This is a genomic window from Mycobacterium sp., from assembly GCF_035640695.1.
In the GTDB taxonomy this organism is placed as follows: domain Bacteria; phylum Actinomycetota; class Actinomycetes; order Mycobacteriales; family Mycobacteriaceae; genus Mycobacterium.
On record NZ_DASQVQ010000091.1, the window covers coordinates 1 to 8,940 of the forward strand.

8 protein-coding genes and 2 pseudogenes are annotated in these 8,940 nt (G+C 66.9%); 5 read left to right on the forward strand and 5 right to left on the reverse strand.

What is annotated here, in order from left to right; all coding sequences use genetic code 11:
* From VE759_RS11100 to VE759_RS11110, 3 genes and pseudogenes are all read right to left on the reverse strand, one after another.
* The coding region (locus VE759_RS11100; RefSeq protein WP_324931759.1) for a CoA transferase at positions 1-220 on the reverse strand (220 nt) is incomplete at its 3' end.
* A gap of 62 nt (positions 221-282) precedes the next feature.
* Positions 283-2,019 carry an oxalyl-CoA decarboxylase gene (gene oxc, locus VE759_RS11105; protein ID WP_324931762.1) on the reverse strand — a complete coding sequence of 579 codons (1,737 nt, stop codon included), beginning with the start codon at positions 2,017-2,019 and terminating at the stop codon, positions 283-285.
* 81 nt (positions 2,020-2,100) lie between these two features.
* A pseudogene (locus VE759_RS11110) lies at positions 2,101-2,325 on the reverse strand (LysR family transcriptional regulator); the annotation flags it as partial.
* A gap of 308 nt (positions 2,326-2,633) precedes the next feature.
* On the opposite strand from VE759_RS11110, the gene VE759_RS11115 reads away from it, so the two are divergent.
* Complete coding sequence (locus VE759_RS11115) at positions 2,634-3,161, forward strand: PAS domain S-box protein (RefSeq protein ID WP_324931765.1); 528 nt, start codon at positions 2,634-2,636, stop codon at positions 3,159-3,161.
* A gap of 16 nt (positions 3,162-3,177) precedes the next feature.
* Here the strand turns inward: VE759_RS11115 and pyk are convergent, their stop codons facing one another.
* Together pyk and VE759_RS11125 are read right to left on the reverse strand one after the other, a co-directional pair.
* Entirely contained in the window at positions 3,178-4,623 is a 1,446-nt protein-coding gene (gene pyk, locus VE759_RS11120; protein ID WP_324931768.1) for a pyruvate kinase, read from the reverse strand.
* Positions 4,624-4,631: 8 nt separating this feature from the next.
* The gene (locus VE759_RS11125) at positions 4,632-5,657 is read right to left on the reverse strand and encodes a 2-dehydropantoate 2-reductase (protein ID WP_324931771.1); all 1,026 of its coding nucleotides are present in this window, start codon (positions 5,655-5,657) and stop codon (positions 4,632-4,634) included.
* A 238-nt stretch (positions 5,658-5,895) separates the two neighbouring features.
* Here VE759_RS11125 and VE759_RS11130 point away from each other — a divergent pair, with 238 nt between their 5' ends.
* From VE759_RS11130 to VE759_RS11145, 4 genes and pseudogenes are all read left to right on the forward strand, one after another.
* Positions 5,896-6,990 carry a Re/Si-specific NAD(P)(+) transhydrogenase subunit alpha gene (locus tag VE759_RS11130; RefSeq protein ID WP_324931774.1) on the forward strand — a complete coding sequence of 365 codons (1,095 nt, stop codon included), beginning with the start codon at positions 5,896-5,898 and terminating at the stop codon, positions 6,988-6,990.
* The gene (locus VE759_RS11135; protein ID WP_324931777.1) at positions 6,987-7,304 is read left to right on the forward strand and encodes an NAD(P) transhydrogenase subunit alpha; all 318 of its coding nucleotides are present in this window, start codon (positions 6,987-6,989) and stop codon (positions 7,302-7,304) included. The genes VE759_RS11130 and VE759_RS11135 overlap by 4 nt, the downstream gene beginning before the upstream one ends.
* Positions 7,297-8,682, forward strand: a complete 1,386-nt coding sequence (locus tag VE759_RS11140) for an NAD(P)(+) transhydrogenase (Re/Si-specific) subunit beta (RefSeq protein WP_324931780.1) — start codon at positions 7,297-7,299, stop codon at positions 8,680-8,682. The genes VE759_RS11135 and VE759_RS11140 overlap by 8 nt, the downstream gene beginning before the upstream one ends.
* A gap of 30 nt (positions 8,683-8,712) precedes the next feature.
* Positions 8,713-8,940: pseudogene (locus tag VE759_RS11145) on the forward strand (phosphomethylpyrimidine synthase); the annotation flags it as partial.

The following is an 8,940-nucleotide window of genomic DNA, read 5'->3' on the forward strand; positions in this document are numbered from 1 at the left end:
TGATCGCCAACGAGCGCTTGTTGCTGTTGAGCATCGTGAAATACAGCGCATCCACATCGGGGATGTCGCGCAACTGATTGCGCGTCACATCACCCCCGCTGGTGCGCTCCACCTTCAACACATCCGCGCCGAACCAGGCCAGCATCTGCGTGCACGCCGGACCGGCCTGCACCCCGGTGAAGTCGATCACCTTAATGCCGGAGAGCGGCAGTTCAGTCATCACTTGATTCCCTTCTATGTTCCATTGGTGGTCGTTTGCTTTGGTGGTGGTGGTCGTCGCGCTCAGCGATGGTTGTTGGTGATGCCCTTGGGGTTGAGGTGGGCGATGTTGCCGCTCTCGGTGCCGTCCGATGGGTCGATCACGCAATCGATGAGGGCCGGCCTGCCCTTGGCCAGCGCCTCGCCGAGGGCGGCGGTGAGTTCGGCCGGCGTCGTGGCCCGGTATCCCGTGCCGCCGAACGCTTTGATCATGAACTCGTGACGAGCCCGTAGGGCGGTCGGCGCCGGGTCGCCGTCGGCGGAGACATCGTCACCGCGGTAGACGCCGCTGTTGTTGAGGATGACGGTGACGATCGGCAGGTTGTAACGGCAGATCGTCTCCACCTCCATTCCGGAAAACCCGAACGCGCTGTCACCCTCGATCGCGACGACCGGGTCGCCGGTCTCCACGGCGGCGGCGATCGCATAGCCCATGCCGATACCCATGACGCCCCAGGTGCCACTGTCCAAGCGATGGCGGGGTACTTGCATGCCAATCGTGTTGCGCGCCAGATCAAGTGCGTTCGCGCCCTCGTTGACGACATAAACCTGGGGCTTGTCGTGCAGGACATCGCGGATCGCCTGCAACGCGCCGAGGAACTTCATCGGGCGTGCGGTCTGCGCGGCCGCGAGGCGGCCCGCCATCTTGGCGACGTTCTGCGCCGACTTGGCCGCTAGCTCCTCGCGCCAGTCCGCCGCGACGGCGATCTGGCCGGGCTTGCTCCGCTCGATCAGCGCCTCCATCACCGAGCCGATGTCGCCGACGAGCGGCGCGGCGATGGGCTGGTTACTGTCCATTTCCGCGGCGGCGATGTCGACCTGGATGAATTGGGCGCCAGCGTTCCATTGCGGCGCATCGCCGTGTCCCAGAAGCCAATTCAAGCGCGCGCCGACCAGCATCACCACGTCGGCCCTGCGCAGGGCCAGCGAGCGGGCGGTGGCTGCCGACTGTGGGTGGTCATCGGGCAGCAAACCCTTGGCCATCGACATCGGGAGGTACGGCATGCCGGTGTTCTCGACGAATTCGCGGATCTGCTCGTCCGCCTGCGCGTAGGCAGCGCCCTTGCCCAGCACGATCAGGGGCCGCTTGGCGCCGGCGAGCAGGTCGATCGCGCCGTCGACCGCCTCGACGTCGGGCAGCTGGCGCGGCGCCGGGTTGACGACCCGCCACAGCGTCGCCGCCGCCTTCTTGGCATCGATCACCTCGCCGAGCACCGCGGCAGGGACGTCGAGGTAGACCCCGCCGGGGCGGCCGGATACCGCGGTGCGGATCGCGCGGGCAATGCCTCGGCCGATGTCCTCGGCCCGAGATACTCGGTACGCCGCCTTGGCGAACTGCCTGGCGGCCGCCAGCTGGTCCATCTCCTCGTAGTCGCCCCGCTGAAGGTCGACGAGATGACGCTCGCTGGATCCGGAGATCTGGACCATCGGGAAGCAGTTGGTGGTGGCGTTGGCAAGCGCCACAAGCCCGTTGAGGAAGCCGGGAGCGGACACTGTCAGGCAGATGCCGGGCTTCTTGGTGAGGAACCCGGCCGCCGCCGCGGCGTGGCCCGCGTCGCTCTCGTGACGAAAGCCGATGTAGCGGATGCCCGACGCCTGTGCGAGGCGAGCCAGGTCGGTGATCGGGATACCAACCACGCCGTAGATCGTGTCCACGTCGTTGAGCTTGAGCGCGTCGACGACCAGATGGATACCATCGGTGAGGCTAGCCGGTTCGCCGGTGCACCCTGCCTCCGTGTCTGGCATGGACGCGACACTCATGGGGTGGATCCTTCCTGACTGTTCACTATTTCCCTTGGCTCCTAACAGTTTTCACGTTGGCGCTGCCGTACCGATGCGATCGTGCTCGGCGAGCAGTCGATTGGCCCAGACGACGAGCCGTTCGCCCGCGGGCGTCAGACTGTCGAAGTTCTGCCGCCGATTGATGAGCGTGACGGTGAGCTCCCGTTCCAGCTTGGCGATCGCCGCGGACAGCGCGGGCTGCGACACGTGGCAAGCCGCCGCGGCGCGGGCGAGGTGGCGTTCTCGTGCCACTGCCACGAAGTACTCCAGCTGGCGTAGCAGCACGGACAACCCTCCTTGCTTCCCCGGCCTGTGTGGTGCTGACTGGGGTGCGTTAGCCGACTCGAGCCCAGGCAGTTACGGCCCAGGCAATCGGTGCCACAGCCAGGGCTCCGAGCATTGCGTTGATCATTTCTCGCTCCAATCACGCGAACAAATCGACCATAGTAGACTGTATGCAGTATGTCAAATGCTGTATTCTGTCGTTAGTACCATAATCATGTCAGGATGAGGCGCGGTCCGTCGGCCCCAGGCGGCTTTACGGTGCGCCAAAGCGCCTCACGGTGCGCCAAAGCGGAGAAAGGAGCAAGGCAGTGGCAGAGGGCAGCGGCACTTTGGCTGAAGAGGTGACGCCGTCGGTGCAGGCGTCGGGATCGAGTCCGGCCGGCGCCACGCAGGCGTGGCTTGCCCGGGCGGTCGTGAACGAAGCGGCCGAGGCCATTGTGGTGACCGACCCGGACGGCATCATTCGGCTGTGGAACAACGGGGCCGAACGCGTCTTCGGGTATTCGGCGGCCGAGGCGGTGGGTCAGAACCTCGACTTGATCATCCCGGAGAAGCTGCGGGAGCGGCACTGGAAGGGCTACCGACAGACGATGGCTACCGGGCATACCCGCTATGGGGACCAGCTGTTGAGCGTGCCCGCCGCACACCGTGACGGGCGCCGTCTGTCAATCGAATTCAGCGTCGCCCTGCTTAACGACGATGCCGGCAGGATCGTCGGTATATCCGCGATCATGCGTGAGGTGACGGACCGCCGCAACGCCGACAAGGCACTGCGCGCCAGACTGGCCGAGCTCGAGCGGCGGGTCGGGTCGGTCGGGTCGGCCGACGACGGCTGACGGTCGGCAGCGGAAATCATTGTTCGATGCGCAACACGCGCACCGAATCGGTGCACCCCGACACGCCGCTTCGGCTTCCCGAGACCACGACCACGAGGTTGTGCCCCGGATCGCACATGCCCATGGCCGCCAGGCCCCGACTCACCTCGGTCGGCAGGCCCTCGGCCGTCGTGGCGGGTGCCAGTACGGCGGACTCGATGCCCCAGGAGAAGGCCAACCGGGCCCGCACCGAGTCGTCGTGAGCGAAGGCCAGCAGCGGCAGCGGTGATCGCTGGCGCGCCAACCGCAGTGCCGTGTCCCCGGTACGAGTGAAGCAGCACAGCGCCATGGCCCCGAGCCGTCTGCCCAGATCGCAGGCCGCCGCCGCGATCGCATCGCCGACGCCCGCATCGTCGCCGTCTTCGTGGCCGTCTTCCCTGGCGGCCCGATCAGCGGCTTGCACTTGGTAGTGCGCGTCCTCGGCCTCCTCGACGATGCGCGCCATCGTGGCCACCGTGTGCGGCGGATGTGCCCCGACGCTGGTCTCCGCGGAGAGCATCACCGCGTCCGCCCCGTCAAGGACGGCGTTGGCCACGTCGGAGACCTCGGCCCGGGTGGGACGGCGGTCGGAGACCATCGAGTCGAGCATCTGGGTCGCCACGATGACCGGCTTGGCCGCCTGGCGGCACAGCCGGATGGCCCGCTTCTGCACCAGCGGAATTCGCTCCAGCGGCATCTCCACACCGAGATCACCGCGGGCCACCATCAGCCCGTCGAACGCCTCGACGATCGCCGGCAAGTTCGAAACAGCCTCGGGCTTCTCGAGTTTCGCGATGATGGGCACCCGCCTGCCGACTTCGTCCATGACGGCGTGCGCGAGCTTGACTTCCTCGGGCGCCCGGACGAACGACATCGCCACCATGTCGACACCGAGGTCCAGGGCGAACTTCAAATCCTCAATATCCTTTTCGGACAGGGGCGGAACACTGACGGCAACGCCGGGGAGCGAGATGCCCTTGTGGTCGCTGACCGGGCCGCCATGCAGGACCTCACAGGTGATGTCGGGGCCGTTGACGTCGACCACCCGCAGGTCGATCTTGCCGTCGTCGACGAGCAGCCGATCGCCCGCCCGCACGTCGTCCGCCAACCCGTCGTAGGTGGTGGAGACCCGGTCGTGGTCGCCGGGGCATGCGGCGGTGGTGATCACAACCCGCTCCCCCGCGGTCCAGACGACCGGCCCCGCGGCGAACCGGCCCAGCCGGATCTTCGGGCCCTGCAAATCCGCGAGCACGCCGACCGCGCGACCGCGCTCCGCGGCGATCCGACGGACCATGCCGTAGAGGGCCTTGTGCTCGGCTTGCGTGCTGTGGCTGAAGTTGAGCCTCGCCACATCCATTCCGGCGTCCACGAGTCCCGCCAGCCGCGGCGCGGTGCTGGTGGCGGGCCCCAGTGTGCAAACGATCTTGGCGCGACGGTTCAACATGTTCCTCCTCAGGACAGAGCCGGCTGAATGGCCTTCTCGGGCGCTCCGGCGGCCTGCGTCGCTGCAGGCGCACACCTGCGCGCGAGGAGGTCGGTGGCGGCGTGGATGGTGCGAAGCGTGGGCGCGGCGGCACCGGTGAGGTCTGCCATCTCCACCACCGCCGTCACGATCGCGTCGAGTTCCAGCTGCTTGCCCGCTTCGAGGTCTTGCAGCATCGAGGTCTTGTGGTGTCCCACGTTCTCCGCCCCGCGCAGCCGCTTCTCGATGGAGATGTCCGGCGTGCTGCCCACCCTGGCGGCGATGTCCAGCGATTCCTCCATCAGCTGTATCACCAATCGCCGGGTGTGCGGGTGTTGACACAACTCGACCATCGTCGCTCGGGTGAGCGCGCTGAGCGGGTTGAACGCGACGTTGCCCATGAGCTTGATCCAGATGTCGTTGCGCAGGTCCGCCTCGACGGGGCACTTCAATCCCCCGGCGACCATGGCGTCGCTCAACGCGGTGCAGCGCGACGAGACCTCCCCCGATGGCTCACCGATGGAGAAACGGGTGCCCTCCAGGTGCCGGATGACCCCGGGCGCCTCGATGGTCGTGGCCGGATACACCACGCAACCGATGGCCCGCTCGGGTGACAGGACGGCGCTCGTGGCACCGCCCGGATCGACGGCCTCGATTCGACGCCCCCGGTACGGCCCGTCCAGCTCGTGGAAATACCACCACGGGATCCCGTTCTGTGCGGCCAGCACCGCCGTGTTCTCGCCGAGCAGAGGCTTCACCAGAGGCCCGCACGACGGGTAGCTATGGGCCTTCAACCCGAGAAAGACGTAATCGACCGGCCCAATCTCGGTTGGGTCGTCGGTGGCGTTGGGATATGCGACGAAGTCACCCCGCGGACTGATGACCCGCACACCGTCCTCCCGCATCGCGCGAAGGTGCTCGTTTCGCGCGATCAGGTGCACTTCGGCGCCTCCGCGGTGCAACGCGGCGCCCCAATAGGCGCCGATCGCCCCGGCGCCGACGACTGCAATCCTCACACTGACTCCCTCCGATATGTATACTGTATGCAGACGGTGGAGCCGATGTCTAGGGCGCTGCCGTCATTCGCCGAATTCGGCCGTCGCGGAAGCCGCGGAGCGTGGGCGGCTGGGAGCGGTTGCATACAGTATACCGCATGCTCTATCCTACAACCACTTCAACCTCTGGCGCGGTCGCCGGAGGCACACACCTGAACCACCACAAGGGCTCTGCCGGGCCACAGCCAGGAAGAGGAATATGACGCAGATCGGAGTGCCCCGGGAAACCACGACGGGCGAATGCCGTGTCGCGCTGGTCCCAAAGGTTGTCGAACGACTACGTCTCGCCGGCCTTGCCGTCGTGGTCGAGCCCGGGGCCGGTGCCGCGGCACGGATCCCCGACGAGCACTACGAACAGGTCGGAGCCACCATCGGCGACCCGTGGCCGGCCGACGTCGTGGTCAAGGTGAATCCGCCGACCGACGACGAGATCAACTTGATGAAACCCGGGTCGATCGTGATCGGGTTCCTCGCACCACGCACTCGCCCAGAGGTTGCCGAGCAGCTGCGACTGGCAGGGGTCACCGGCTTCGCGGTGGAAGCCGTACCGCGCATCTCGCGGGCACAGACCATGGACGCGCTCTCGTCTCAGGCCAACGTCGCCGGTTACAAGGCTGTGCTACGTGCCGCAGAATGCTCGACCCGCTTTTTCCCGATGCTGACCACGGCTGCCGGAACGGTGAAGCCCGCTACGGTCCTGGTGCTCGGCGTGGGTGTTGCCGGACTGCAGGCCCTGGCCACCGCCAAACGGCTCGGCGCCCGGACGACCGGCTTCGACGTCCGTCCGGAGGTGGCCGAGCAGGTCCGGTCGCTCGGCGCCCAGTGGCTGGAGCTCGGTGTCCAGGCCGCCGGCGATGGCGGCTACGCTCGCGCACTGACCGCAGAGGAGCAGGCCGAACAGCAGCGGCGGCTGACCGAAGCGATCTCCGGATTCGACGTGGTGATCACCACGGCACTGGTCCCCGGCCGCCCGGCGCCGACGCTCGTCACCGCCGAGGCGGTGCGCCGGATGCGGCCCGGCAGCGTCGTTGTCGACCTCGCTGGGGAGGCGGGTGGCAATTGCGAGCTCACCGTGCCCGGGCAGAGCGTGGTTCGGCACGACGTCACCGTGACGGCGCCGCTGAACCTGCCGGCAACGATGCCCGAGCACGCCAGCGAGCTATACGCGCGAAACCTGCTGGCTCTGCTCGAACACATGCTGGCCGATGGTGAGATCGCGCCGGACCTCTCGGACGAGATCCTCGCCGCCTGCTGCGTGACCTCAACCAGCGACCAGTTAACGGAGGCCCGATGACGCTCCTGGCCAACGTGGCGATCTTGGTGCTGGCCGGCTTCGTCGGCTTCGCGGTGATCTCCAAGGTGCCCAACACGCTGCACACCCCGCTCATGTCCGGCACCAACGCCATTCACGGCATCGTGCTACTGGCCGGGCTGGTCCTGCTCGGGCGCTCCGCATCGGGCCCGTTCGATCGGGTTCTGCTGGTGGTGGCCATCGCCTTCGGCGCCATCAACGTGGTGGGCGGGTTCCTCGTGACGGACCGCATGCTCGGCATGTTCAAGAAGAAGCCGAAAGCCGAGCCAGGGAAGGTTGCGCCGGCCCATGAGTGAGTTGATCGCCGTTGCCTACATCGTCGCTTTCGCACTGTTCATTCACGGCCTCGCGGGTCTGACCGGGCCACGGACCGCGGCGCGCGGCAACCTGACGGCCGCCGCCGGCATGGTGATCGCGATCGTGGCAACCCTGCTGACGCCGCACGTGAGCAACTGGTTGCTGATTGCGCTCGGGCTGATCCTTGGCACGGTGGTGGGCGTGCCAGCGGCGCGCTGGGTCAAGATGACCGCGATGCCGCAGATGGTGGCGCTGTTCAACGGAGTGGGCGGCGGCGCCGTGGCGCTGGTGTCCTGGGTGGAGTTCCGGGACAGCCACGGGTACGCGACGGTGGCCGAATATGTAGCCATCACTTCGTTATTCGCCGCGATCGTCGGTTCGGTGTCGTTTTGGGGCTCGCTGATCGCCTTCGGCAAGCTGCAGGAAGTGTTGCCGGGCAAGCCAATCGGCCTGGGCCGGGCACAGCAACCGCTCAACCTGGCAGTACTGCTCGTCTCCGTCGGGTGCGCCGTCGCCATCGGTGCGGGCCGGCAATCCGAGCTGCTGATGATCGGTGTCCTGCTCTCGGCGGCCGTGCTCGGCGTGATGGTGGTGCTGCCGATCGGGGGTGCGGACATGCCGGTGGTGATCTCGTTGCTTAACGCCCTCACCGGACTGTCCGCCGCCGCGACCGGGCTCGCGCTGGACAACACCGCGTTGATCGTCGCAGGCATGATCGTCGGCGCCTCGGGCACCATCCTGACCAACCTGATGGCCAAGGCGATGAACCGGTCGATCCCGGCGATCGTCGCCGGCGGCTTCGGTGGGACGGCCGCCGCGGGTCCCGGTGGCGGTCCGGTGGACCAGACGGTCCGGCAGACCAGCGCTGCCGACGCGGCGATTCAGATGGCGTATGCGAGCCAGGTGGTCATCGTCCCGGGCTACGGCATGGCCGTCGCGCAGGCGCAGCATGCCGTGCGCGAGATGGCGAGCCTGCTCGAGGAACGCGGCGTGGAGATCAAACATGCCATTCACCCCGTCGCCGGACGGATGCCCGGTCACATGAACGTGTTGCTCGCCGAAGCCGATGTGCCCTATGAGCAGCTCAAGGAGATGGACGACATCAACGGCGACTTCGGCCGGACCGACGTGGCCCTGGTGATCGGTGCCAACGACGTCACGAACCCGGCAGCGCGCTCGAATCCAGCCTCTCCTATCTACGGGATGCCAATCCTCAACGTGGACCACGCGAGGTCGGTCATCGTGCTCAAGCGCTCGATGAGCCCCGGCTTCGCCGGCATTGACAACGAGCTGTACTTCGACGCGAAGACCTCGATGCTTTTCGGTGACGCGAAGGCCTCCGTCGGCGAGATCACCCAGGAACTGAAGGTGCTGTAGCCGGGCAATGCCGGCGTAGGGAGATGTTTCATGACCGCTTTGTCTGGTGGGCTCGACGCGTCTGTCACCACGGGCCCAATCACCGGAAGCAGCAAGGTTTATCGCAAGATCGCCGATGTGCCGGGTGCGCGGGTGCCGTTTCGGCGGGTGGGTTTGTCCAATGGTGAGCATGTGGATTTGTATGACACGTCGGGGCCCTACACCGATGCTGATGCGGTGATTGATGTGTCGGCGGGGTTGGCGGCGCGCCCGGGGGTG

Excerpts from the sequence above, each read along its gene's own strand:
- VE759_RS11130 (WP_324931774.1), top strand. The coding sequence starts at position 5,896 with ATGACGCAGATCGGAGTGCCCCGGGAAACCACGACGGGCGAATGCCGT.
- VE759_RS11135 (WP_324931777.1), top strand. The coding sequence starts at position 6,987 with ATGACGCTCCTGGCCAACGTGGCGATCTTGGTGCTGGCCGGCTTCGTC.
- VE759_RS11140 (WP_324931780.1), top strand. The coding sequence starts at position 7,297 with ATGAGTGAGTTGATCGCCGTTGCCTACATCGTCGCTTTCGCACTGTTC.
- pyk (WP_324931768.1), bottom strand. The coding sequence starts at position 4,623 with ATGTTGAACCGTCGCGCCAAGATCGTTTGCACACTGGGGCCCGCCACC.
- oxc (WP_324931762.1), bottom strand. The coding sequence starts at position 2,019 with ATGAGTGTCGCGTCCATGCCAGACACGGAGGCAGGGTGCACCGGCGAA.